Here is a 22,536-nt window from a genome sequence, read left to right as displayed (position 1 = left end):
GGGTCCGTAACCCGGGGTCCCGGCGGCGATCGTCGGTTACGTTGCCTGCATGGTCGTACCCGTGCAGCCCACCGTCGACCCGCTGAAGTCGGCCCGCAGAGCCGGTGATCCGGCCTGCGACGTCTACCTCACCGGCACCGTCTTCCTGGACATCATCTTCACCGGCCTCGACTCCGCGCCCGTGCGCGGCACGGAGTCCTGGGCCCGCGGCATGGGGTCGAGCCCCGGCGGCGTCGCCAACATGGCGACTGCGCTGTCCCGGCTCGGCCTGCACACGTCGCTGGCCGCGGCCTTCGGGGACGACCACTACGGGGAGTACTGCTGGGACGCCCTCGAAGGCGGTGAGGGCATCGACCTCGCCTCGTCGAGGACCGTGCCCGGCTGGCACACCCCGGTGACCGTCTCCATGGCGTACGAGGGCGAGCGGACCATGGTCAGCCACGGCCACGAGCCGCCCCCGGACGCCGACGCGCCGGACGGCGGCGCCCCCTGCTGCCCGCCCCGCGCCCGCGCCGCGGTCGCCTCGCTCACGCCCGGCACCAGGGCCCCCTGGATCGCCCAGGCCGCCGGCAGCGGCACCCGGATCTTCGCCGACGTCGGCTGGGACGACACCGGCAAGTGGGACCTCGCCGCCCTCCCCGACCTGCGGCACTGCGAGGCGTTCCTGCCGAACGCGGAGGAGGCCATGCGCTACACCCGCACCTCCTGCCCCAGAGAGGCGGCCCAGGCGCTCACCGAGTACGTTCCGCTCGCCGTGGTGACCCTCGGTGCCGAAGGGGCGTACGCGGTGGACCGGCGGACCGGCGAGACCGCGGAGGTGCCCGCCATCGAGGTGGAGGCCCTGGATCCGACCGGCGCCGGTGACGTCTTCGTGGCCGGTTTCGTCACCGGGACCCTGGCCGACTGGCCGCTGGCGGACCGCCTCGCCTTCGCCGGGCTCACCGCGGCCCTCTCCGTGCAGGAGTTCGGCGGCTCCCTCTCCGCGCCCGGCTGGGCCGAGGTGGGCGGCTGGTGGCGGCGGGTCAGGGAGTTCGACGAGCAGGACCCGAAGGCCCTGCGGCGCTACAGCTTCCTGGAGACCCTGCTCCCGGCGGCCGGCAGGCCCTGGCCGCTGCGCAGGGCCGTCCCGACGATCGGCTTCCGCTCGGCCTGAGGGCCAGGCTCCGAGCGGGCGAGGGGGCTCCGGTTGTCCGGGCCGAAAAGGCCTACGGCTCTGTCAGTGGGCCGACGTACTCTTGGCAGTGCAAGAACAGTTGTCCAGGGAACCACGACGGCGGACGTCCCGGTCCGCGAGAGCGGCGCCAGAACCGGCGCGAAGGAGGGTTGAGCAGGCCTTTAGAGCCGGCCCATGACTCAGACACCCACGACTCCCACTGCCGCGCAGGGCCAGGCCAAGGCGCACTTCACCGTGCCGGCGAACCACCCCATGGTGACCGTCCTCGGCTCCGGCGACGCCCTGCTGCGTGTGATCGAGAAGGCCTTCCCGGCAGCCGACATCCACGTCCGGGGCAACGACGTGAGCGCCGCGGGCGACGCCCGCGAAGTCGCCCTCATCCAGCGCTTGTTCGACCAGATGATGCTGGTGCTCCGCACCGGTCAGCCGATGACGGAGGACGCGGTGGAACGCTCGATCGCCATGCTGAGGGCGGACGAGAACGGCAACGGCGCGGAGGAGACCCCCGCCGAGGTCCTCACGCAGAACATCCTCTCGTCCCGCGGCCGCACCATCCGCCCCAAGACCCTGAACCAGAAGCGGTACGTCGACGCGATCGACAAGCACACCATCGTGTTCGGCATCGGCCCCGCGGGTACGGGCAAGACGTACCTGGCCATGGCCAAGGCCGTGCAGGCCCTCCAGTCCAAGCAGGTCAACCGCATCATCCTGACCCGGCCCGCGGTCGAGGCGGGCGAGCGGCTCGGCTTCCTGCCCGGCACGCTGTACGAGAAGATCGACCCGTACCTCCGCCCGTTGTACGACGCCCTGCACGACATGCTCGACCCGGACTCCATCCCGCGGCTCATGGCGGCGGGCACGATCGAGGTCGCCCCGCTGGCGTACATGCGGGGTCGCACGCTCAATGACGCGTTCATCATCCTCGACGAGGCGCAGAACACCAGCGCCGAGCAGATGAAGATGTTCCTCACCCGCCTCGGCTTCGACTCCAAGATCGTCATCACCGGTGACGTCACCCAGGTCGACCTGCCCGGCGGCACGAAGAGCGGTCTGCGCGAGGTCCAGCGCATCCTCGACGGCGTGGAGGACATCCACTTCTCCAGGCTCACCTCCCACGACGTCGTACGGCACAAGCTGGTCGGCCGTATCGTCGACGCGTACGAGCAGCACGACAGCCGCGACGGGAAGTAGACCAGCACCACCATGTCGATCGACGTCAACAACGAATCCGGAACCGAGGTCGACGAGCAGGCGATCCTCGACATCGCCCGCTATGCCCTCGCGCGGATGCGCATCCACCCGCTCTCCGAGCTCTCGGTGATCGTGGTGGACGAGGCGGCCATGGAGCAGCTCCACATCCAGTGGATGGACCTGCCCGGGCCCACGGACGTCATGTCCTTCCCCATGGACGAGCTCAGGCCGCCCATGAAGGACGACGACGAGCCCCCGCAGGGCCTCCTCGGCGACATCGTGCTCTGCCCCGAGGTCGCCGCCAAGCAGGGCCAGGACGCCCCGACGCAGCACTCCATGGACGAGGAGCTCCAGCTCCTGACCGTCCACGGAGTGCTGCACCTGCTCGGGTACGACCACGAGGAGCCCGACGAGAAGACCGAGATGTTCGGCCTCCAGGCGGCGATCGTCGACGGCTGGCGCGCGGAGAAGGGCCTGACCGGCCCGTCCCCGGCGCCCACCGTCTCCTAGCGCCATGGACATCCAGCTGATCGCGGGCGCCGTCGCCCTGGTCGTCGTCGCCTGGCTCGCGGCCTGCGCGGAGGCGGGCATAGCCCGCGTCTCCAGCTTCCGCGCCGACGAGGCCGTCCGCTCCGGGCGGCGCGGCAGCGCCAAGCTCGCGCAGGTCGCCGCCGACCCCACCCGCTATTTGAACGTGGCGCTGCTCGTGCGGGTGGCGTGCGAGATGGCCTCGGCGGCCCTGGTGACGTACGCCTGCCTGAAGGAGTTCGAGCGGACCTGGGAGGCGCTGGCCATCGCCATCGGCGTCATGGTCCTCGTCAGTTATGTCGCCGTGGGCGTCTCGCCGCGCACCATCGGCCGCCAGCACCCGCTGAACACCGCGACCGCCGCGGCGTACGTCCTGCTCCCGCTGGCCCGCGTCATGGGCCCGATCCCGCCCCTGCTGATCCTCATCGGCAACGCGCTCACGCCCGGCAAGGGCTTCCGGCGCGGCCCGTTCGCCTCCGAGGCCGAGCTGCGCGCGATGGTCGACCTCGCCGAGAAGGAATCCCTGATCGAGGACGACGAGCGCCGCATGGTGCACTCCGTCTTCGAGCTCGGCGACACGCTGGTGCGCGAGGTCATGGTGCCCCGCACCGACCTGGTCTCCATCGAGCGGTTCAAGACGATCCGCCAGGCCCTGACCCTCGCGCTGCGCTCCGGCTTCTCGCGCATCCCGGTGACGGGGGAGAGCGAGGACGACGTGGTGGGTGTCGTCTACCTCAAGGACCTGGCGCGCAAGACGCACATCAACCGCGACAGCGAGTCCGAGCTGGTCTCCACGGCGATGCGCCCCGCGACCTTCGTGCCCGACACGAAGAACGCGGGCGACCTGCTCCGCGAGATGCAGCAGGAGCGCAACCACGTGGCCGTCGTCATCGACGAGTACGGCGGCACGGCGGGCATCGTGACCATCGAGGACATCCTGGAGGAGATCGTCGGCGAGATCACCGACGAGTACGACCGCGAGCTGCCGCCCGTCGAGGAGCTGGCCGACGGCTGCTACCGCGTGACCGCCCGCCTCGACATCGGTGACCTCGGGGAGCTCTTCGGCTTCGACGAGTTCGACGACGAGGACGTCGAGACGGTCGGCGGCCTTCTCGCCAAGCGGCTCGGCCGCGTCCCGATCGCGGGGGCGTCGGCGGTCGTGCCGCTGCCGGACGGCCGCGAGCTGACGCTCACCGCCGAGTCCGCGGCGGGCCGCCGGAACAAGATCGTGACGGTGCTCGTGGAGCCGGTCGGGGCCGGGGGCGCGGTGAAGGAGGGCGAGCCGGGATGACCCCCGAGGAACTGCGCGCGTTCTGTCTCTCGTTCAACGACGTGGTGGAGGATTTCCCCTTCACGCCGGAGACCTCGGTCTTCAAGGTGGCGGGGAAGATCTTCGCCCTCACGGCCCTCGACAGCCGCCCGCTCACCGTCAACCTCAAGTGCGACCCGGACCTCGCCGTCCAACTGCGCGCCGCGCACCCCGAGATCGTGCCGGGCTACCACATGAACAAGCGCCACTGGAACACGGTCACGGCCGACGCCGCGCTCCCGGAGCGGCAGCTCAAGGAACTGATCGAGGACTCCTACGACCTGGTGGTCGCCGGCCTGCCACGGGCGCAACGGCTGCGCCTCGACCGCGCCTGAGCACGTGCGCACGCCGGGGTGAACTCCCCGATGTGTCCCAACAGGCCCTCGCCATCGGGGTGGCGGAGCGGCAGAATGGTGAGGAGGGCGGATCCGAAACGCTCCCACTCCGGGCTGCCGTCGAAGTAACACGGAGTGGAAACGTCTGTGCGATGGCATTCGCCGCACCTGGCCCCGGCCCCTAGGTCGGGGCCAGTTCCTTTCACACGTGAGGCAGCACCCACTCGTCGATGATCTTCTGGATCACCAGGAGAAGGCTGACCCACGGAGCCGCCAGAGCGGCCCGGTCGGTCCACGTGCGGAGGGTGCGACGCCCATCCGGCTTCTCGGCCATCGGGCTGTTCTCCTTCCTGGTCCCACGAGAGCCGTGGATACCGCGGCGATCCACGAACGGGTGGCGCCAGGAAGAGGGAACCGGCGGTCCGGGCCACTCGAAGGAGTGAGTCGGGCGCCGTGTCGTCGCTGCGTGGCAACCTCCTTGCTGGAGCTTTCAGTTGGGCGTGACGCTGCTTCAGACCAGCGTAGCCTGGAGGTGCGCAGCTGGGTAGAGTGCGGTACGACAGCTTGCCGAAGTACGTGTCAACTTAGGAGCGTCCGATGAGCAGGTGGCCAAATGCGATATAGCTGTCCGGCAACTGCCGGGCTCCCTGTTGCCGTGTCGAGCGGGATGGGTTCTCCTGTCAGTGACGTGAACCGTCGCCTCGGAAGGTCCCGATGAGTAAGCTGCTAGTCTGCTACGTAGCACCTCGCACAGTCCGTTTGGGGGTGGAGCCATCATGAGCGTGCCGAATGCGGCCCTTCAGCGACTGCGGCTGCGCACCGAGCTCCGCAAGGCGCGGACAGGTGCCCGGCTCACGCAGCGCCAGGTCGCGGCCATGATGGAGTGGAGCCCCTCCAAGCTGATCCGGATCGAGGCCGGCGAAGTCGGGATCTCCGTCAACGACCTGCGTCCGCTCCTCGACGCGTACGGGATCAGGGACCGCCGCAAGATCGACGAGCTCCTCGACCTCGCGCGCGGCAGCCGCCGCATGCCCTACAGCGAATACCGGGATCTGTACGGCAAGGAGTTCCTGGAGTTCCTCTCCCTGGAGTCCTCGGCCTCCATCATTCGGCACTACGGCGCCCTGGTGATGCCGGGACCGCTGCAGACCGAGGAGTACGCACGGGCGATCATGACCGCCTACAACAAGAGCATCCCCGAGGAGCGCCTGGAGCGCGGCGTCGAAGTGCGCCTCGCGCGCCAGGAGTTGCTGACATCGGGCGGGCGTGAGCTCTTCTACATCCTCGATGAGGCGGTCGTGCGCCGTCACGTGGGCGGGCGGGGCGTGATGCGCGCCCAACTGGAGCGGCTCGCCGAGCTGTCCGCCAAACCCGGCGTCACCATCCAGATCCTGCCGTTCAGCATCGGCGCCCACGCCGGAATCCAGGGGCCCTTCAGCCTCTTCGAGTTCGAGGCGGACGAGATGCCGGACTCGCTCCACCTGGAGAACCCGCGCGGCGACTCGTACACCACCAACGCGGCGGACGAGACGGGCCGCTATCTGGAGCGCTTCTGGGAGCTGGAGGACCTCGCACTCAAGGAAGACGTCGGAGCGCTCCTGAAGGCGCTCGCCGAGCGGATCGCGGACGGGCGGGACGATCTGGAGACACTGCTTCGCGACGTCCCCGTGGCTGCCGCCGCACAGGAGTAACACGCCCCGGGACGCGGGACCTTGGCGAGAAACCGGCCGTTCATATTCGAATGGCGTCCGGTTATTCTGGAAGAGGTGCTGCGTGTGCCTGCACCAGTCGCGCGGGGGAGTCGAGTGAGCTGGAACCCCAGTCTCCGTCCGTACGCCGTGGGCAGTGACGGCTGGCCTTCCGCACCCGGGGTGGAGGAGAAGCGTGGGCAGCTCGTGGACGTGGCGCAAGAGCAGTGTGAGCGACGGCGGGGAAGGGCAGTGCGTGGAGACCGCCTGGACCGGGGAGACGGTTCTGGTGCGTGACTCCGCGCGGCGCCGAGGTGGCGTGCTCGCCTTCACGCCGCAAGCCTGGACGGCCTTTCTCGGGCTCGTGGCCCGGCCGTCCTCAGCCGCCCGCCCACGGGACGAGTCGGCGGTCCGCCTCTGAGCGAGGCGGACCGCCGATGGGCACGGCGGCGCGCCCAGTGATCCTCATGACCATCCTCATGGCCATCCTCATGGCCCCCGCGGCCCGTGTGACCCCTGTCACGGCCCCCGTGCCCGCGACGGGCTGAGTCACCCCGCGCACGCCCCGCTCCTTATGCTCGTGCCATGACGCAGAGCACCGACCTCGGTCCCGAGGACCGCAAGATCGTCACCCTCGCCCGCTCGGCCCGGGCCCGCAACGGAGTGCCCGAGGGTGCGGCCGTACGGGACGAGACGGGGCGTACGTACGTGGCGGGGACCGTGGGCCTCGCATCGCTCCAGCTCTCCGCGCTGCGGACCGCGGTCGCGATGGCGGTGGCCTCCGGAGCCGAATCGCTGGAGGCCGCGGCCGTGGTGTCCGGCGCGGAGAAGCTCGCCGATGAGGACATCGCCGCGGTGCGGGACCTCGGCGGCGCGGGTACGCCGGTCTTCCTGGCGGGCCCCGACGGCGAGGTCCGGGAGACGCTGACGGCCGAATAGAGCCCGTCCGGCGTTTGAGGACGAGCCCGGCGCAGCCGGCGATGAGGGGGGCCGAAGCAAGGCCCACGGCCAGTACTGTGCGGCGGGGGTCCCGGGATCAGGGACAATGGGCGCCATGAGCGTCCGTACCCCGTCATCAGCCGAGCCGTCCGAGGCCGTCCACCGCGCCGGCTTCGCCTGCTTCGTCGGCCGCCCCAACGCGGGCAAGTCCACCCTCACGAACGCTCTGGTCGGCAAGAAGGTGGCGATCACCGCGAACCAGCCGCAGACCACGCGGCACACGGTACGCGGCATCGTGCACCGGCCGGACGCCCAGATGATCCTGGTGGACACCCCCGGCCTGCACAAGCCGCGCACGCTGCTCGGTGAGCGGCTCAACGACATCGTGCGCACGACGTGGGCCGAGGTCGACGTCATCGGCTTCTGTCTGCCCGCGAACGAGAAGCTCGGCCCCGGCGACCGGTTCATCGCCAAGGAGCTCGCCTCCATCAAGAAGACGCCGAAGATCGCGATCGTCACCAAGACCGACCTCGTCGACAGCAAGACGCTCGCCGAGCAGCTCATCGCCATCGACCAGCTCAGCACGGAGCTCGGCTTCGAGTGGGCGGAGATCGTCCCGGTGTCGGCCGTCGGCGACCAGCAGGTCGGGCTGCTCGCCGACCTCATCGTGCCGCTGCTGCCCGAGGGCCCCGCGCTCTACCCCGAGGGCGACCTCACGGACGAGCCCGAGCAGGTCATGGTGGCCGAACTGATCCGCGAAGCGGCGCTCGAAGGCGTACGGGACGAACTGCCGCACTCCATCGCGGTCGTCGTGGAGGAGATGCTGCCGCGCGAGGACCGGCCCGCGGACAAGCCGCTGCTCGACATCCACGCGTTCGTCTACATCGAGCGGCCCAGCCAGAAGGGCATCATCATCGGCCCCAAGGGCAAGCGGCTCAAGGACGTCGGCATCAGGTCGCGCAAGCAGATCGAGGCACTGCTCGGCACGCCCGTCTTCCTCGACCTGCACGTCAAGGTAGCCAAGGACTGGCAGCGCGACCCCCGCCAGCTCCGCAAGCTGGGCTTCTGACGGCGGGGCGCAGCGGTGGACCCCCGTCCCGCCGCTGCGCCGCCGTTCCTCCGGCCCGGGCCGGATGTCAGCGGCAACCGTTCGGGGCGCCTCCGCATTCCCGATCGGGCACCACGAATTCGCGAACGGGCACCACGAGTTCGGCGATCGGGCACGACGACTGCCCATTCGGGCATCGCGGTGCCCGCCGCGGGGGCTCCCCGCGGCGGGTCATGCCCGCTGCGCCCGCAGGACCTCGCGCAGCCAGTGGTACGACGCCTTCGGGGTGCGCTCCTGGGTGGCGTGGTCGACGTGGACGAGGCCGAAGCGCTGCCGGTGGCCCTCCGCCCACTCGAAGTTGTCGAGCAGCGACCAGACGAAGTAGCCGCGCACGTCGACGCCGGCTTCGACGGCCCGGTGCAGGGCCCGCAGATGGCCGTCCAGGTAGGCGATCCGCTCCTGGTCGTCGATGCCCTCGTACGAGCAGCCGTTCTCGGTGACGACCAGGGGCGGGAGCCGGTCGCCGTAGCGGTCGCGGAAGCCGGTGAGCAGTTCGGTGAGCGCCTCGGGGACGACGGGCCAGCCGAAGTCCGTGACCGGGTACCCCTCGATCGGCCGCGGCGCGAAGGGGAGTCCGGGCGGGAGCGTGACGCCGGAGAACTCGGCGGCCGTGCCCCCGGGGAGCGGGGCGCCCACCTTCGTCGGCTGGTAGAAGTTGATCCCGTACCAGTCGAGCGGTTCCGCGATGACCTTCAGGTCCGCCGCGAGGTCCGCCGCCGGCATCAGCTCGCCGAGGCCCTCGGGGTAGCGGCCGAGCAGCAGCGGGTCGGCGAAGAGGCGGTTGAGGAGTACGTCGTAGAAGTCGGCGGCGGCCGTGTCCGCCTCGGCGTCCGACGCGGGCCAGGTGGGGCCGTGCGAGTTGGCGATGCCGATGTCCCGGGCGCCCGCCGCGCGCAGCGCGCGCACCGCGAGGCCGTGGGCGAGGAGCTGGTGGTGGGCGGCGGGCAGCGCGTCGAAGAGCAGGGCCTGGCCGGGGGCGTGCAGGCCGAGGGCGTGGCCGAGCAGGGTGTGTTCCGCCGGTTCGTTGAGGGTGATCCACTTCGGGACGCGGTCGCCGATGCGGGCGCAGACCACCGCCGCGTACTCGGCGAAGCGCTCGGCGGTCGCGCGCCGCAGCCAGCCGCCCGCCTCCTGGAGGGCCAGCGGGGTGTCCCAGTGGAACAGCGTGGGGACGGGGCGCACGCCCCGCGCGCACAGCTCGTCGACGAGGCGGTCGTAGAAGTCGAGGCCCGCCGCGCTGACCGCGCCCGCCCCGTCGGGCAGCACGCGAGGCCAGGAGACCGAGAACCGGTAGGCGTCCACGCCGAGGCCGCCGACGAGCGCCACGTCCTCGCGGTAGCGGTGGTAGTGGTCACAGGCGACGGCGGCGGTCGTGCCGTCCTTCACGTGTCCCGGCACGGCGGTGAAGGCGTCCCACACCGACGGGCCCCGCTCGTCGACGGCACCCTCGATCTGATGGGCCGATGTGGACACGCCCCACAGGAAGTCGCGGGGGAACCGGGGTGTCGCCGCAGTCGCTGCCATGGGCGGGATCTTCCGTACCGCCCAGTACGCACGTCAATGGGCGCGCACGGAAAAGGTGAACAACCCTCAGCTTCGCTGAACCGCCCTCAGCTTCGCTACGCGCCTTCCTTCAGCACCCGCGAGATCAGCTTGCGCTGCGGCTCCGTGAGCCGGGGGTCCGAGCAGTACACCGTCCGCCCGTCCACCGTGAGGGTGTAGCTGAAGCCGTCCGGCACCCCTATCGGCGGGGTGCTCCTGCCCTCGGCCACGGCCTCTTCGGCCAGGGTGTGCCAGTCCGGGGCATCGGCCAGCAGCGAGGTGTCCACCTCGGCATGCCGGTCGATGCCCGCGAATCCTCCGGTCCGCTTCACCTGGATACGCATGGGTCCTGTCTACTGCACCGGGCGAGCGGCGACCAGCGCACCATCAGTCGTTCGTGGGCACCTTCACGGTGGACCACGCGTCGACGACGGCCTTGAGCTCGTCCCCGTCACCGAACTTCTGGCGTGCGGCGGCGACCGTCAGCTTCGCGAAGTCCTGGAAGGACGCGTCCTGCGCGAGCTCGCCGCCGGTCAGGACGGCGTACCAGATCTGCCCGGCCCGCTCCCAGGAGTGCCCGCCGAGCGCGTCGGCGACCAGGAAGAACGCGCGGTTCGGGATGCCGGAGTTGATGTGCACGCCGCCGTTGTCGCGGCCCGTGCGCACGAAGCTGTCCATGTCGGCGGGTTGCGGGTCCTTGCCGAGCACGTCGTCGTCGTAGGCGGTACCGGGCTCCTTCATGGAGCGCAGCGCCTTGCCGGTGACGCGCGGGGCGAGCAGGCCCGCACCGATCAGCCAGTCGGCGTCGGCGGACGTCTGGCCGAGCGTGTACTGCTTGATCATCGCGCCGAAGACGTCCGACATCGACTCGTTCAGGGCGCCCGGCTGGCCGAAGTACGTGAGGTTCGCCGTGTACTGCGTGACGCCGTGGGCCAGCTCGTGGCCGATGACGTCCACGGGGATGGTGAAGTCGAGGAAGATCTCGCCGTCACCGTCGCCGAACACCATCTGCTCGCCGTTCCAGAAGGCGTTGTTGTAGTCCTCGGAGTAGTGCACGGTCGCGTTCAGCGGCAGTCCGCCGCCGTCGATGGAGTTGCGGGCGTACGACTTCTGGAACAGCTCGAAGGTGGCGCCGAGCCCCGCGTACGCCCGGTTGACGGTGGCGTCCTTGCCGGGCTTGTCGCCCTCGGCGCGGACCTTGCGGCCCGGCAGTTCGGTGCGGTGCCTGGCGTCGTACACCGTGCGGCGGGGCTTGTCCGGCGCGGCGTCCTTGGGCGGGGCCACGGCGGGTGCGCCGATGACGGTGGTCAGCCGGCGGCGGGTGCGCTCGATGGCGTCGCGCTCCAGGGAGCGGCGGGCGGGGGCGGCGAGCGCGGGGTCCTGGCTCTGGGCGAGCGTGTCCAGGACGTGGGGCGGCACGATCGTGCAGAAGACGGGCTCGAAACCCGTCGGGTTGGCGGTCATGGCGGCAATGTGGCACTGAGTCATGCCGCTGTCACTAGCTGCCACCATGATTGATGAAATAGAGGTATACGGGTCCGGAAGCGGCCCTCCGTGGGGTACGGCGCTTTTTGGGTCACGCGGATGCACAGTGGGATAAGACACCTTTTGGGTGATCATCGACCCCGGGTCCCGCATACTGATACGGGTCCGCGCACGGAGCGCGGCTCGGCTAGGCTGCGGTGCACCATGCGATTCGGGCTGCTTCTCCTTAGCTGCCGCGGCGAGGGCCTGTAGACAAGGCCGACCCCCTCCCCGCGGAGTTCGGCGTTGCGCTAAGACCGTCGGCCGTCCTTCAGGACACTTCCGAGGAGCCCCGCACATGCCGAACTTCCAGCGCCCCACGTCCCTGCCGATCCACAAGTACGGTCAGTACGAGCAGGTCGACATCCCCGACCGCACGTGGCCGGACAAGCGGATCACCGTCGCCCCCCGCTGGCTCTCCACCGACCTGCGCGACGGCAACCAGGCGCTGATCGACCCGATGTCCCCCGCGCGCAAGCGCGCCATGTTCGACCTGCTGGTACGCATGGGCTACAAGGAGATCGAGGTCGGCTTCCCCTCCTCGGGCCAGACCGACTTCGACTTCGTGCGGTCGATCATCGAGGACGAGGACGCGATCCCCGAGGACGTGACGATCTCCGTCCTGACCCAGGCCCGCGAAGAGCTGATCGAGCGCACGGTGGAGTCCCTGAAGGGCGCCCGGCGCGCCACCGTCCACCTGTACAACGCGACCGCGCCCGTCTGGCGTGACGTCGTCTTCCGCGGCTCGCGCGACGCCGTGAAGCAGATCGCCGTCGACGGCACGCGCCTGGTCATGGAGTACGCCGACAAGCTGCTCGACGACCGCACGACCTTCGGCTACCAGTACAGCCCCGAGATCTTCACCGACACCGAGCTGGACTTCGCCCTGGAGGTCTGCGAGGGCGTCATGGACGTCTGGCAGCCCGACGCCGAGCGCGAGATCATCCTGAACCTGCCCGCCACGGTGGAGCGCTCCACGGCCTCCACCCACGCGGACCGCTTCGAGTGGATGTCCCGCAACCTGTCCCGGCGCGAGTTCATCTGCCTCTCCATCCACCCGCACAACGACCGCGGCACCGCCGTCGCCGCCGCCGAGCTGGCCGTGATGGCCGGCGGCGACCGCATCGAGGGCTGCCTGTTCGGCCAGGGCGAGCGCACCGGCAACGTCGACCTGGTCACCCTGGGCATGAACCTCTTCAGCCAGGGCGTCGACCCGCAGATCGACTTCTCGGACATCGACGAGGTCCGCCGCGTGTACGAGTACTGCAACCAGATGGAGGTCCACCCCCGCCACCCCTACGCGGGCGACCTCGTCTACACCGCCTTCTCCGGCTCCCACCAGGACGCCATCAAGAAGGGCTTCGACGCGATGGAGTCCCGGGCGGCGGCAGCGGGCAAGACGGTCGACGACATCGAGTGGGCCGTGCCGTACCTGCCCATCGACCCCAAGGACGTCGGCCGGTCCTACGAGGCGGTCATCCGCGTCAACTCGCAGTCCGGCAAGGGCGGCATCGCGTACGTCCTGCAGAACGACCACAAGCTGGACCTGCCGCGCCGCATGCAGATCGAGTTCTCCCGGATCATCCAGACGAAGACCGACGCCGAGGGCGGCGAGGTCACGCCCGGCGCGATCTGGAACGTCTTCCGGGACGAGTACCTGCCCAACCCCGAGAACCCCTGGGGTCGGATTCAGGTCAAGAACGGCCAGACGACGACCGGCACCGACGGCGTCGACTCCCTCACCGTCGAGGCCACGCTGGACGGCGCGGACACCGTCCTGACCGGCACCGGCAACGGACCGATCTCCGCGTTCTTCGACGCGCTGCAAGGCATCGGCATCGACGTGCGCCTGCTGGACTACCAGGAGCACACGATGAGCGAGGGCGCGTCCGCGCAGGCCGCCTCGTACATCGAGTGCGCGATCGGCGAGAAGGTGCTGTGGGGCATCGGCATCGACGCCAACACGACGCGTGCCTCGCTCAAGGCCGTGGTCTCCGCGGTCAACCGCGCGGCCCGCTGACCACACCCCGATTTCGCCACCCCGTACGCCGCCCCGCCCGCCGTTTCGCGGGAGGGGCGGCGTCGTCTCCCGGCCACGTCCTCCTCACTCTCCTGCGCCAGGTGCTGACGCCACATCAACAATGTGGCTAACATCACGCCAACGCGGCAATGGAGTCGGTCGGGGCACCTTCATGTCCATCAGGTCATGGGGGAGTTACGGAGGTGCGTGGTGCTGGATCGGGAACGAAACGGCAGGAAAGCACGCGTCCTCGCCATGCCCGTATCGCGTGGGAGGGCGTTGCGCAGGCGCCTGATCGGCATGAACACCGCCTGGGACGCCATCGGCGACGGCGAGTTCTTCTGTCCCGCCTGCGGCGGCGACCGCAACTACCAGCGGCTCACGGGACGGCGCCGCTTCGTCCTGCTCGGCCTGCCGGTCCTGCCGCGCGGCAGCGCGGGGCCCGTCATCCGGTGCGCCGCCTGCCAGGACCTCTTCGACCCCGACGTCCTCGACCACCCCACCACCACCCGGCTCTCCGCGATGCTCCGTGACGCCGTCCACACCGTGGTCCTCGCCGTCCTGTCGACCGGCGGCACCGGATCGCGGCCCACACTCGACTCGGCCGTCGCCACCCTGCACGCCGCGGGCCACGACGACTGCACCGAGGAGCGGCTCGTCGCCCTCGTCGAGGCGCTGGCCGCCGACACGGGCCGCGTCACCGAGCCCGACTGCGGCCCCGGTCTCGCCATAGAGCTCCACGAGGCCCTCGGCCCCCTCGCCCCCCACCTGGCCCCGGCGGGCCGCGAGGCCCTGCTCCTCCAGGGCGCCCGCATCGCCCTGGCGGACGGCCCCTACACCCCGGCCGAACGCGACGTCCTCACCACGGCGGGCTGCGCGCTGACGATCTGCTCGGAGGACGTGGCGCGCCTCCTGGTGGCGGCGCGCACGCCTTCCTGAGAGCGGCGTCCCGTACTCCCCCGGGAGTAACCACCGCCCCCCGCCTCCCCGCGGCGTACGCCCCGACTCGGCCTCGCGCCGGACGGATTGCGGCGTGTGCCCCGGCAGGGTTGACCCCGACACGTCACCCCTGCCGAAGGAGGCCCGTCATGGGGGCCGCACAGACCACCGATGCGCCGCGACGGCGGAGGCGAGCCGTGCCCTGGGTCTTCCTGGGGCTGTGGGTCGTCCTGCTCGCGCTCGCCTCGCCCTTCGCCGCGAAGCTCGCCGACGTCCAGAAGGACCGGGCCGTCGACTACCTCCCGGCCAGTGCCGGATCCACCGAGGTCGCGCACATACAGGACCAGTTGCCCGGCGGCGAGGCCACCGAGCTCGTGCTCGTGTACCACCGGGACGGCGGGCTGAGCGCCGCCGACCGCACGACCGCCGGCGAGCAGGTCGACCGTATCGCCGAGGACCACCGACTCGTGGCCGAGCCCGAGGGCGTGCCCTCCCAGGACGGCACCACCCTGATGTACCCGGTCGTCAGCACCGAGCCGGGGCAGGACGAGGAGAAGCGGGACGCCCTCGTCGACGCCATACGCGACACCGCCCGCGGCGGGAACGGGCTGAGCGTCGACGTCGGCGGGCCCAGCGCACTGGGCACCGACGCGGGCAAGGTCTACGACTCCCTCGGCGGGCCCCTGCTCTACACCACCGCGGCCGTCGTCGCGATCCTGCTCATCCTCATCTACCGCAGCCCGTTCCTCTGGCTCGTGCCGCTCGCCGTCGCGGGCGTCGCCGACTACCTCGCGATGGCCGTCGCCTACGGGCTCAACCAGGGCTTCGACACCTCCGTCACGGGACAGAGCTCCGGCGTCATGACCATCCTCGTCTTCGGCGCCGGCACCGACTACGCCCTGCTCCTCGTCTCCCGCTACCGGGAGGAACTGCGCCGCGTCGAGCGGCCGTACGACGCCATGGCCGCCGCCCTGCGCGGCTGCGGGCCCGCCGTGCTCGCCTCCTCGGGGACCGTCGCCGCGGGCCTGCTCTGCCTGCTCGCCGCCGACCTCAACAGCAGCCGCGGCATGGGCCCGCTCGGCACCGTCGGCGTGCTCTGCGCGCTCGTGACGATGCTGACGCTGCTGCCCGCCCTCCTCGTGCTGCTCGGGCGGCGCGTGTTCTGGCCGCTCGTGCCCGCCTTCGGCAGCACGCCCAAGCAGCGGCGGAGCCTGTTCACCGCGATGGGCGGTTCCGCGGGACGCAGGCCCCTCACCGTCCTCGCGGGCGGCGCCGTGCTCCTCGGGGCGCTCGCCCTCGGCACGCTCAACCTGCCGGGCGCCCTCAAGCAGGAGGACTCCTTCACCAAGACCCCCGAGTCCGTGACGGCCATGGAGACCCTCGCCACCGCCTACCCCGAGCGGAGCACCCGGCCGATCACCGTCATGGCGCCGTCCGACCGCGTGGAACAGGCCCTCAACGAGATCCGGGACACCCGAGGCGTCGAGGCCGCCGAGCGGGGGCGCAGCGGCAAGGACTGGGCCGAGATCTCCGTGATCGCGACGTCCGCGCCCGAGTCGGCGGGCGAGACCGCCACCATCGAGGCTTTGCGCGAGCGCGTCGACGGGGCCCACGTCGGAGGCGCCAGCGCCCAGCAGCTCGACCTGAAGGAGACCAACGACCGCGACCGCGGCATCGTCGTGCCGCTCGTGCTCCTCGCCGTGCTCCTCATCCTCGTCGTGCTGCTGCGCAGCCTGGTCGCGCCGCTGCTGCTCCTCGCCGCGGTCGTCGCCGTCTGGGGCGCCTCGCTCGGCATCGCGGGACTCGTCTTCGGGCCGCTCCTCGGCTTCGAAGGCACCGATCCGGGGCTCGGCCTGCTCTCCTTCGTCTTCCTCGTCGCGCTCGGGGTCGACTACGGGATCTTCCTGATGCACCGCATGCGTGAGGAGTGCCTGAACGGGGCCGAACCGGGGACGGCCGCGCTCACCGCACTGCGCACCACGGGCAGCGTCATCGCCTCCGCGGGCCTGGTGCTCGCGGCGACGTTCGCCGTGCTCACCAACATGCCGCTCGTCCAACTCGTCGAGCTGGGCTTCGTCATCGCGGTCGGCGTGCTCCTGGACACCTTCCTGGTGCGTACGTACCTGGTCACGAGCGCGAGTGTGGCGCTCGGCAGGAAGGTGTGGTGGCCGGGGGCGCTGTCGAAGGCACCGCCCACACCCGCCGACGAGCCGGAGCGCGAGCCCGCCCGCGTCTCCTAGAGCCCGCCGGCCGCACATTTCCGGGGCGCCTCTCCCTGCCGGAGGGGCGCCCCCCTGACGGAGGATGGAACGGTGGACGCCACCCGAAGCCCGGACAAGAGCGCCTTCCGCCTCGCCGGGTTCCCCGGGCCGCGCCGGCGGCCCGTCAGCCCGGCCGGGACCCTGCGCGCCGACGCGCTGCTCGCCGCCGCCGCGGCGGTGACCGCCGTCATCATCGGCGCGGGACGGCCCGACGGCCGCCCGCTCGACGCCCTCGGCTGGGCGCTGCTGGTCACCGCGCACGTGCCGATGGCGTGGCGCCGCCGCGCCCCGCTGCTCTCCTTCGCCTGCCTGGTCGCCTTCATCGCGCCCTACCACGCGATGAACTACGACCACGCCGCGCCCATGGGCGTCGCCATGCTCGGCCTCTACACGATCGCCGTCACCGGCAGACCGCCGCGCACCGCGCTCATCGGCTCCGCCGTCATCGGCCTGATGCTGACGGTGAAGTTCGGCCAGGGCCTCGCCGAGGGCCGCAACGCGCTGCGCGTCACCGGCTGGATCGTGGCGTTCCTGCTGATCGGCGTCTACGTACGCGTCCACCGCCAGTACATCGCCTCCGTCGTCGAGCGCGCCGAACGCGCCGAACGCACTCGCGAGGAGGAGGCCCGCCGCCGGGTCGCCGAGGAACGGCTGCGGGTCGCCCGCGATCTGCACGACCTGCTCGCGCACAGCATCACCCTGATCGGCGTCCAGACGTCCGTCGCCGCCCACGTCCTCACCGCCGACCCGGACCGCCTCGACCGCGCGGCCGTCGCCAAGGCCCTGGACGACGTGGCCGGCACGTGCCGCGCGGCCCGCGGTGAACTCCGCGCCACGCTGGAGGTGCTGCGGTCGGGCACCGACGACGGCGGCCAGGAGACCAGGGGCCCGCTGCCCGGCCTCGACGGCCTCCCCGACCTCGCCGAAGCCGCCCGTACCTCCGGGGCCCGCGTCGAGCTCACCGTCGACCCGCGCGAAGCCCCGCCCGCCGTGGGCGCCGCCGCGTACCGCATCGTGCAGGAGGCGCTCACCAACGCCGTGCGGCACGCGGGCCCCGGCCCGACCGTGCGTGTGGACGTACGTACGCGGGACGCCGCCCTCGCCGTGACGGTGACGGACGACGGCATCGGCCCCGGCGCCCAAGCGGGCACGCACGCCCCGGGGTTCGGGCTCATCGGCATGCGGGAGCGGGCCCGTACGGTCGGCGGCACCCTGGAGGCGGGCCCCCGGGCCGAGGGCGGTTTCATGGTCTCGGCGGTACTGCCCCTCGCACCCGCCGCTCTGGGAGGCCTCACATGACGATCCGCGTACTGCTCGCCGACGACCAGACACTGGTGCGGGCGGCCTTCGCGATGCTGGTGGAGTCCGCCGCCGACATGGAGGTGGTGGGGCAGGCGGGGACGGGCCGGGCGGCGGTCGAACTGGCCCGCTCCGAGCGGGCCGACCTCGTCGTCATGGACATCCGCATGCCCGACCTCGACGGCATCGAGGCGACGCGGCTGCTCGCCGCCGACGAGGACCTGGCGGGCGTGAAGGTCCTCATGCTGACGACGTACGACACCGACGAACACGTCGTCGAGGCGCTCCGCGCGGGCGCCTCCGGCTTCCTGGTCAAGGACACCAGGCCCGCCGAACTCCTGGACGCCATCCGCACGGTCGCGGCCGGCGACGCGCTCCTGTCGCCGGGCCCCACCGCGCGGCTCATCGCCCGAGTGCTGCGCGCGCCGGACACGGCGGCCCTCACCGCGCACGGCGGCCCCGACGGCCTCTCGGACCGCGAGCGTCAGGTCCTCGCGCTGGTGGCGCGAGGCCTGAACAACACGGAGATCGCCGAAACGCTGGCCCTCAGCCCGCTGACGGCGAAGACCCACGTGAGCCGCATCATGGGCAAACTGGGCGCCCGGGACCGCGCCCAACTGGTCATCGTCGCCTACGAGTCGGGCCTGGTCGCGCCGGGCGGCTGAGGGCGGCGCGACGCCCCTACAGCAGGCCCGCGGCCGCCAGGTGCTTGGCCACCGTCTTCGTCTCCTCTCGGGAGAGGGGGATCTGCGGGGCCGCTGTGGCGGGGCAGGCGATGACGCCGCGGTGGTGCAGGGCCGCCTTGAAGGCGCCCAGCGCCGCCGAGCTGCCGCCCATGCGGGCCGGGTCGCCCGCCGTCACCATGCCGAAGAGGGCGCACAGCCGCTCCTGCTCGGCCCGCGCCCGCGGCCAGTCGGCGTCGCGGGACGCCCGGTAGAGGCGTACGTACCCCTCGGGGTCGACGTTCCCGAGGCCGGGCACCACCCCGTCCGCGCCCATGGCCAGCGCCGAGTCGGCCGTCAGCTCGGAGCCGGTCAGCGCGCTGAAGCCGCCGGGCAGGTCCCGCTTTCCCACGACCACCTCGCGGAAGCCGCCCTCGTCGCCGCTGGAGTCCTTCAGGCCGGCAAGCACCCCCTCGGCGGCCAGCGCGAGGACAGCCCCCGCGCCCAGCTTCGTGTGCACCGCCACCGGCAGGTCGTAGGCGATGACCGGCACCCCGGAGCCCCGGGCGACCAGCCGGAAGTGGCGCGTCACCTCGGCGGGGTGCGTGCGCGTGTAGAAGGGCGCGGTGACCACGGCGGCGTCCGCGCCCGCCTTGGTGAGCACGCGGACGTGGTCCAGGACGCGGGGCGTGGTCATGTCGATGGCGCCCGCGAGTACGGGGAGCTGCCCGGCCACGTGACGGACGACCGTGTCGAGCACCAGCGCCCGCTGCCGGTCGGTGAGGTAGGCGACCTCCGAGGTCGAGCCGAGCACGAAGAGGGCGTCGACGCCGCCCGTGACCAGGTGGTCCACGAGCCGGACGAGCGAGGCCGTGTCGACCTCGTGCTCCGGTGTCAGGGGCGTGCAGACGGGCGGTACGACACCGCTGAGCGGGGCCGGCAGAGTCATGGGTGCTCCCTGGTGGCTGGTGCGGGGGCCGTGGCGGCGGCCTGGGCGACGAGCTCGTGGGTCGACTCGCCTTCCGCCACCGGGTGGTGGCAGCGGAACGTGTGCGCGGGGCCCGCCTCCTGGGCGTCCGGCATGGCGGCGGCGCACGCCTCGTCCGCCTTCCAGCAGCGCGTACGGAACGGGCAGCCGCTCGGCGGCCGGGTCGCCGAGGGCACCGGGCCCACCAGCGGGATCGGGTCGATGGGGTCGAGCAGGCCCGGCGTCGCGGAGAAGAGGGCGCGCGTGTACGGGTGCCGGGCGCGCTCCGGGATCTCGGCGGCCGGTGACTCCTCCACGATCCGCCCCAGGTACATGGTGACCACGCGGTCGCTCATCCTGCGTACGGTCTGGATGTCGTGCGACACGAAGACCAGGGCCAGGCCCAGGCGCTCCTTGAGGTCCAGGAGGAGGTTGAGGATCTGGGCGCGGACGGAGACGTCCAGGGCGCTGGTCGGCTCGTCGGCCACGATCAGGCCGGGCTCCAGGGCCAGGGCCCGGGCGATCGCCACGCGCTGGCGCTGGCCGCCGCTGAGCTGGCCGGGCAGCCCGTCGGCGAGGCCCGGCGGGAGACCCACCAGGTCCATCAACTCCCTTACACGGTCGTTCCGTTGGGCCGTGGTGCCTCGTCCGTGCACGTCCAGCGGGTCGCGGAGGATCTGGCGTACGGGGAGTCTGCGGTTCAGGGCGGTCGAGGGGTCCTGGAAGATCATGCCCGTGCCGGTTCCGATCGCCTTGCGGCGGGCCGCCGGCCGCAGGGTCCAGAGGTCCTCGCCCTGGAACGTCACCGTGCCGGTGGACGGCTTCCGGATGCCCACGAGGGTCTGCGCCAGAGTGGTCTTGCCGCAGCCGGACTCTCCTACGATGCCCACCGTTTCGCCTCGGGCGATCGCGAGGGTCGCCGCCGTCAGGGCATGGACCTTGTCGCGGGACAGGAGGCCGCCGGTCCTTGCCTTGTGCACGACGTGGACTGCGTCCAGCTTGACGAGTTCGGTTGTCATTCGGCTTGCCCTCCGTGGGGGCTGGGCGCGCAGTTCCCCGCGCCCCTGAAGGGGCCCCTCCGGGGCCCTTCATCGGGGGCCGGGTGGTGGCAGGCCGTTGCGTGGGATCTGGGGCCCACCAGCCACGGTGTCTCGGAACGGCACACCTCGCTCGCCAGTGGGCACCTGTCCGCGAAGCGGCAGCCCGCCGGGAAGTCCGCCGGGGAGGGGACCACGCCCTTGATCTGGGTGAGGCGCTGGGCCGCCGACTCCAGGGAGAGGACCGAGCCGAGCAGGCCCCGTGTGTAGTGGTGGGACGGGGACTCCACCAGGTCCGCCGTCACGCCCGTCTCCACGATCTGGCCGCCGTACATCACCACCACCCGGTCGGTGACGTCGGCGACGAGGGCCAGGTCGTGCGAGACGAGGATCAGCGCGAAGCCCAGCTCCTCGCGCAGGCGCAGCAGGAGCTGGATGATCTGGGCCTGGACGGTGACGTCGAGCGCGGTGGTGGGTTCGTCGGCGACGATCAGCTTCGGGTCGCGGGAGAGGGCCATGGCGATCAGGACGCGCTGGCGCTGGCCGCCGGAGAGTTCGTGGGGGTAGCTGCGCAGGGTGCGCTCCGGGTCCAGGCCCACCAGGCCGAGCAGTTCGGGCGCCGTGCGGCGGCCTCCTCTGCGGACGACCTGTTTGAGCTGGGCGCGGACGGTCATCGCCGGGTTCAGGGACGACAGGGCGTCCTGGTAGATCATCGCCATGTCGTGGCCGAGGAGCCGGCGGCGGGAGCGCATGGGCAGGCCGGTCAGCTCCCGGCCGTCGAAGGTGACGTTGCCCCGGACGTGGGCGCCCCTCGGCTCCAGGCCCATCACCGTCAGGGCCGTGAGCGACTTGCCGCAGCCCGACTCGCCGACCAGGCCGAGGACTTCGCCGGGGCGTACGTCGAAGGTGATGCCGTCGACGATGTCGACCCCGCCGTGGCGTTCGGGGAACGAGATGCGCAGGTCCTCGACGGAAAGGACGGGCGCCGCCGTGGGGAGCGGCCGGGCCCGGGAGCGCAGGCGGGCCGCCGCCTCGGTGAGGCCCGGCAGCGCGAGGACCTCGCCGCTGCCCGGCTCCGGGGCTTCGAGGCGGTCCTCGCGGCGGGCCCTGCCGGGGACGGCCCGCGCCGACGGCGCCGCCCAGGCGTCCGAGACGCCCTCGGAGAGGACGTTCAGGGCGAGGACCGTGATCAGCATCAGCAGCCCGGGGAAGACCGTCGCCCACCAGCCGCCGATCAGGACCATGTTCTTGCCGTCGGCGATGACGCTGCCCCAGGACGGGTCGGGCGGCCGGACGCCCGCGCCGATGAAGGAGAGCGAGGCCTCGAAGACGATGGCCTCGGCGACCTGCACCGTGCAGAAGACCAGGATGGGCGCCGCGCAGTTCACGGCGACGTGACGGACGAGGATGTGCGGGGTGCGCGCGCCGATGACGCGCTCGGCGCTCACGTAGTCCTCGCCGTACTGGTCGAGGACGTTGGCCCGTACGACGCGGGCGATCGGCGGGGTGAAGAGGAACGCGATGGCGCAGATCAGTACGGTGATGCCGCCGCCGAAGACCGCCACGAGGACGGCGGCGAGCGCGATGCCGGGGAAGGCCATGACGACGTCGAGGCAGCGCATCATCGTCTCGTCGACGGCCTTGCGGGAGGTCGCGGCGATGGCGCCGATGACCGCGCCGACGATCAGGGCGAGCAGCGTGGCGCCCAGGCCGATGGCGAGCGACCAGCGCGCCCCGTACATGAGCCTGCTGAGGATGTCGCGGCCGAGGCTGTCCTGGCCCATCCAGTGGTCGGCCGAGGGGCGTCCGGTGCCGCCGGTCTGGGGCTGCTGGTCGAGCGGGTCGTGCGGGGCGATGAGCGGCGCGAAGAGCGCGACCAGGACCACGAGGCCGACGACGCCGACGGCGACGCGGGAGGGGACGGGGAGGTTCCGCAGCGAGCGGATGCGGAGGCCGGGCACCGAGAGGCGCTCTGCCAGCGATTTGCGCGTGGAGTACATCAGCGGGCCTCTT

Annotated in this window: 21 protein-coding genes; 14 read left to right on the top strand and 7 right to left on the bottom strand. The window is 71.7% G+C overall.

Translation table 11 applies throughout. From position 1 onward, the window contains the following. Nucleotides 1–49 precede the first annotated feature (49 nt). The 5 genes from ACRAKF_RS13780 to ACRAKF_RS13760 all read left to right on the top strand — a co-directional run bounded on the left by ACRAKF_RS13780 (nt 50) and on the right by ACRAKF_RS13760 (nt 4,537). The gene (locus tag ACRAKF_RS13780; protein WP_447037349.1) at nt 50–1,153 is read left to right on the top strand and encodes a carbohydrate kinase family protein; all 1,104 of its coding nucleotides are present in this window, start codon (nt 50–52) and stop codon (nt 1,151–1,153) included. A gap of 195 nt (nt 1,154–1,348) precedes the next feature. Next, the gene (locus ACRAKF_RS13775; RefSeq protein WP_447037348.1) at nt 1,349–2,365 is read left to right on the top strand and encodes a PhoH family protein; all 1,017 of its coding nucleotides are present in this window, start codon (nt 1,349–1,351) and stop codon (nt 2,363–2,365) included. A 12-nt stretch (nt 2,366–2,377) separates the two neighbouring features. After that, nucleotides 2,378–2,875, top strand: coding sequence for an rRNA maturation RNase YbeY (gene ybeY / locus ACRAKF_RS13770; RefSeq protein ID WP_447037347.1), 498 nt, complete (start codon nt 2,378–2,380; stop codon nt 2,873–2,875). A 4-nt stretch (nt 2,876–2,879) separates the two neighbouring features. After that, nucleotides 2,880–4,184, top strand: coding sequence for a hemolysin family protein (locus ACRAKF_RS13765; RefSeq protein ID WP_447037346.1), 1,305 nt, complete (start codon nt 2,880–2,882; stop codon nt 4,182–4,184). Beyond that, entirely contained in the window at nt 4,181–4,537 is a 357-nt protein-coding gene (locus ACRAKF_RS13760) for an MmcQ/YjbR family DNA-binding protein (RefSeq protein ID WP_447037345.1), read from the top strand. The genes ACRAKF_RS13765 and ACRAKF_RS13760 overlap by 4 nt, the downstream gene beginning before the upstream one ends. A 202-nt stretch (nt 4,538–4,739) precedes the next feature. Here the strand turns inward: ACRAKF_RS13760 and ACRAKF_RS13755 are convergent, their stop codons facing one another. After that, the gene (locus tag ACRAKF_RS13755) at nt 4,740–4,871 is read right to left on the bottom strand and encodes a hypothetical protein (RefSeq protein ID WP_257788610.1); all 132 of its coding nucleotides are present in this window, start codon (nt 4,869–4,871) and stop codon (nt 4,740–4,742) included. A 442-nt stretch (nt 4,872–5,313) separates the two neighbouring features. On the opposite strand from ACRAKF_RS13755, the gene ACRAKF_RS13750 reads away from it, so the two are divergent. The 4 genes from ACRAKF_RS13750 to era all read left to right on the top strand — a co-directional run bounded on the left by ACRAKF_RS13750 (nt 5,314) and on the right by era (nt 8,233). Continuing rightward, nucleotides 5,314–6,228, top strand: coding sequence for a helix-turn-helix domain-containing protein (locus ACRAKF_RS13750; protein WP_447037344.1), 915 nt, complete (start codon nt 5,314–5,316; stop codon nt 6,226–6,228). A 193-nt stretch (nt 6,229–6,421) separates the two neighbouring features. Further along, nucleotides 6,422–6,646: a DUF397 domain-containing protein gene (locus ACRAKF_RS13745; RefSeq protein WP_447037342.1), complete on the top strand. Its 225-nt coding sequence runs from the start codon at nt 6,422–6,424 to the stop codon at nt 6,644–6,646. A gap of 164 nt (nt 6,647–6,810) precedes the next feature. Next, nucleotides 6,811–7,164 carry a cytidine deaminase gene (locus tag ACRAKF_RS13740; protein WP_447037340.1) on the top strand — a complete coding sequence of 118 codons (354 nt, stop codon included), beginning with the start codon at nt 6,811–6,813 and terminating at the stop codon, nt 7,162–7,164. A gap of 106 nt (nt 7,165–7,270) precedes the next feature. Continuing rightward, nucleotides 7,271–8,233 (top strand): GTPase Era, encoded by a 963-nt coding sequence (gene era, locus ACRAKF_RS13735; protein WP_447037339.1) that lies wholly within the window; start codon nt 7,271–7,273, stop codon nt 8,231–8,233. 210 nt (nt 8,234–8,443) lie between these two features. On the opposite strand, the gene ACRAKF_RS13730 is transcribed toward era, so the two are convergent. From ACRAKF_RS13730 to ACRAKF_RS13720, 3 genes are all read right to left on the bottom strand, one after another. Beyond that, complete coding sequence (locus tag ACRAKF_RS13730) at nt 8,444–9,796, bottom strand: GH1 family beta-glucosidase (RefSeq protein WP_447037338.1); 1,353 nt, start codon at nt 9,794–9,796, stop codon at nt 8,444–8,446. Nucleotides 9,797–9,891: 95 nt separating this feature from the next. After that, nucleotides 9,892–10,158, bottom strand: a complete 267-nt coding sequence (locus ACRAKF_RS13725) for a protealysin inhibitor emfourin (protein WP_447037337.1) — start codon at nt 10,156–10,158, stop codon at nt 9,892–9,894. 43 nt (nt 10,159–10,201) lie between these two features. After that, a complete protein-coding gene (locus ACRAKF_RS13720) occupies nt 10,202–11,278 on the bottom strand; it encodes a M4 family metallopeptidase (protein WP_447037336.1) in 1,077 nt (358 codons plus the stop codon). A 358-nt stretch (nt 11,279–11,636) separates the two neighbouring features. On the opposite strand from ACRAKF_RS13720, the gene leuA reads away from it, so the two are divergent. From leuA to ACRAKF_RS13695, 5 genes are all read left to right on the top strand, one after another. Then, nucleotides 11,637–13,358, top strand: coding sequence for a 2-isopropylmalate synthase (leuA, locus tag ACRAKF_RS13715; protein ID WP_447037335.1), 1,722 nt, complete (start codon nt 11,637–11,639; stop codon nt 13,356–13,358). A gap of 255 nt (nt 13,359–13,613) precedes the next feature. Beyond that, entirely contained in the window at nt 13,614–14,297 is a 684-nt protein-coding gene (locus ACRAKF_RS13710) for a TerB family tellurite resistance protein (RefSeq protein ID WP_447037334.1), read from the top strand. A gap of 149 nt (nt 14,298–14,446) precedes the next feature. Next, nucleotides 14,447–16,537, top strand: a complete 2,091-nt coding sequence (locus ACRAKF_RS13705) for an MMPL family transporter (RefSeq protein ID WP_447037333.1) — start codon at nt 14,447–14,449, stop codon at nt 16,535–16,537. A gap of 72 nt (nt 16,538–16,609) precedes the next feature. Continuing rightward, on the top strand, nt 16,610–17,857 hold the full coding sequence (locus ACRAKF_RS13700) for a sensor histidine kinase (protein ID WP_447037332.1): 1,248 nt from the start codon (nt 16,610–16,612) through the stop codon (nt 17,855–17,857). Next, nucleotides 17,854–18,522 carry a response regulator transcription factor gene (locus ACRAKF_RS13695; protein ID WP_447037331.1) on the top strand — a complete coding sequence of 223 codons (669 nt, stop codon included), beginning with the start codon at nt 17,854–17,856 and terminating at the stop codon, nt 18,520–18,522. Before ACRAKF_RS13700 ends, ACRAKF_RS13695 begins: the two co-directional genes overlap by 4 nt. Before the next feature lie 16 nt (nt 18,523–18,538). Here the strand turns inward: ACRAKF_RS13695 and ACRAKF_RS13690 are convergent, their stop codons facing one another. From ACRAKF_RS13690 to ACRAKF_RS13680, 3 genes are read right to left on the bottom strand one after another with little or no spacing between them, the layout of a single operon-like run. Then, on the bottom strand, nt 18,539–19,468 hold the full coding sequence (locus ACRAKF_RS13690; protein WP_447037330.1) for a dihydrodipicolinate synthase family protein: 930 nt from the start codon (nt 19,466–19,468) through the stop codon (nt 18,539–18,541). After that, nucleotides 19,465–20,505: an oligopeptide/dipeptide ABC transporter ATP-binding protein gene (locus ACRAKF_RS13685; RefSeq protein WP_447037329.1), complete on the bottom strand. Its 1,041-nt coding sequence runs from the start codon at nt 20,503–20,505 to the stop codon at nt 19,465–19,467. The genes ACRAKF_RS13690 and ACRAKF_RS13685 overlap by 4 nt, the downstream gene beginning before the upstream one ends. After that, entirely contained in the window at nt 20,502–22,523 is a 2,022-nt protein-coding gene (locus ACRAKF_RS13680; protein ID WP_447037328.1) for a dipeptide/oligopeptide/nickel ABC transporter permease/ATP-binding protein, read from the bottom strand. Before ACRAKF_RS13680 ends, ACRAKF_RS13685 begins: the two co-directional genes overlap by 4 nt. Nucleotides 22,524–22,536 lie beyond the last annotated feature (13 nt).

It is taken from the genome of Streptomyces sp. DSM 118878 (assembly GCF_052936595.1).
The sequence above is the reverse complement of the archived record's forward strand: the minus strand, read 5'-3'. Positions and strand labels throughout refer to the sequence as shown.

Coding starts and splice junctions, on each gene's coding strand:
- ACRAKF_RS13780 (WP_447037349.1), top strand. CDS start 50: ATGGTCGTACCCGTGCAGCCCACCGTCGACCCGCTGAAGTCGGCCCGC.
- ACRAKF_RS13775 (WP_447037348.1), top strand. CDS start 1,349: ATGACTCAGACACCCACGACTCCCACTGCCGCGCAGGGCCAGGCCAAG.
- ybeY (WP_447037347.1), top strand. CDS start 2,378: ATGTCGATCGACGTCAACAACGAATCCGGAACCGAGGTCGACGAGCAG.
- ACRAKF_RS13765 (WP_447037346.1), top strand. CDS start 2,880: ATGGACATCCAGCTGATCGCGGGCGCCGTCGCCCTGGTCGTCGTCGCC.
- ACRAKF_RS13760 (WP_447037345.1), top strand. CDS start 4,181: ATGACCCCCGAGGAACTGCGCGCGTTCTGTCTCTCGTTCAACGACGTG.
- ACRAKF_RS13755 (WP_257788610.1), bottom strand. CDS start 4,871: ATGGCCGAGAAGCCGGATGGGCGTCGCACCCTCCGCACGTGGACCGAC.
- ACRAKF_RS13750 (WP_447037344.1), top strand. CDS start 5,314: ATGAGCGTGCCGAATGCGGCCCTTCAGCGACTGCGGCTGCGCACCGAG.
- ACRAKF_RS13740 (WP_447037340.1), top strand. CDS start 6,811: ATGACGCAGAGCACCGACCTCGGTCCCGAGGACCGCAAGATCGTCACC.
- era (WP_447037339.1), top strand. CDS start 7,271: ATGGGCGCCATGAGCGTCCGTACCCCGTCATCAGCCGAGCCGTCCGAG.
- ACRAKF_RS13730 (WP_447037338.1), bottom strand. CDS start 9,796: ATGGCAGCGACTGCGGCGACACCCCGGTTCCCCCGCGACTTCCTGTGG.
- ACRAKF_RS13725 (WP_447037337.1), bottom strand. CDS start 10,158: ATGCGTATCCAGGTGAAGCGGACCGGAGGATTCGCGGGCATCGACCGG.
- ACRAKF_RS13720 (WP_447037336.1), bottom strand. CDS start 11,278: ATGACCGCCAACCCGACGGGTTTCGAGCCCGTCTTCTGCACGATCGTG.
- leuA (WP_447037335.1), top strand. CDS start 11,637: ATGCCGAACTTCCAGCGCCCCACGTCCCTGCCGATCCACAAGTACGGT.
- ACRAKF_RS13710 (WP_447037334.1), top strand. CDS start 13,614: ATGCCCGTATCGCGTGGGAGGGCGTTGCGCAGGCGCCTGATCGGCATG.
- ACRAKF_RS13705 (WP_447037333.1), top strand. CDS start 14,447: ATGGGGGCCGCACAGACCACCGATGCGCCGCGACGGCGGAGGCGAGCC.
- ACRAKF_RS13695 (WP_447037331.1), top strand. CDS start 17,854: ATGACGATCCGCGTACTGCTCGCCGACGACCAGACACTGGTGCGGGCG.
- ACRAKF_RS13690 (WP_447037330.1), bottom strand. CDS start 19,468: ATGACTCTGCCGGCCCCGCTCAGCGGTGTCGTACCGCCCGTCTGCACG.
- ACRAKF_RS13685 (WP_447037329.1), bottom strand. CDS start 20,505: ATGACAACCGAACTCGTCAAGCTGGACGCAGTCCACGTCGTGCACAAG.
- ACRAKF_RS13680 (WP_447037328.1), bottom strand. CDS start 22,523: ATGTACTCCACGCGCAAATCGCTGGCAGAGCGCCTCTCGGTGCCCGGC.